2 protein-coding genes are annotated in these 548 nt (G+C 73.5%); both read right to left on the minus strand.

The window, feature by feature from the left end:
- On the minus strand, positions 1-258 hold a 258-nt coding region (locus tag AACH11_RS24760), incomplete at its 3' end, for a hypothetical protein (RefSeq protein ID WP_423228818.1).
- A partial coding sequence (locus tag AACH11_RS24765; protein WP_341376966.1) for an ExbD/TolR family protein occupies positions 255-548 on the minus strand: 294 nt, incomplete at its 5' end. The genes AACH11_RS24760 and AACH11_RS24765, both read right to left, overlap by 4 nt.

Raw genomic sequence — 548 nt, forward strand, 5'->3', positions numbered from 1 at the left:
CGCCTCCAGCGGCTTCTTCAGGATCTCCACCGCCTTGCTGCCCAGGCCGTTCATCAGCCCATAACCGAGCAGCACATGGGCACCGGCCATCACCGCGATGGCCGAGGGGCCGAAGCGGCCGCGGGGCTGGAAGTCGCGGCGACCGGGGCCGCGCAGGCTGTCGGCGCTGGCCTCGGGGTCCGTCGCGGGGGTGGACGGGGCGGGAGCGGGGGCCGGCGCGCCAGGCAGGCCGCCCGGGGGCATGGACAGCGTGCTCATCGGACGAACTGCTCCGCACCGACGACCCCGATCTTGGTCAGCCCCAGGCGCTGGGCCGAGGCCAGCACGCCGGCCACGGTCTCGTAGCGGGCTTCGCGATCGGGGCGCAGATGCACCTCGGGTTGGATGGAACGCGCGGCCTGCTCGGCGATGCGCGCGTCAAGGTCGGTGCCGGGCGCCACCGGCTCGCCGTTCCACAGCACCGTGCTCAGGGCATCGATGTCGATGCGCAGCACCTCGGGCTTGATGTCGGACGGCGGCGGCTGGCCCACCGGCATGTCGAGGTCGAC

This window comes from Pseudaquabacterium rugosum, from assembly GCF_038066575.1.
Classification (GTDB): Bacteria; Pseudomonadota; Gammaproteobacteria; order Burkholderiales; family Burkholderiaceae_C; genus Pseudaquabacterium; species Pseudaquabacterium rugosum.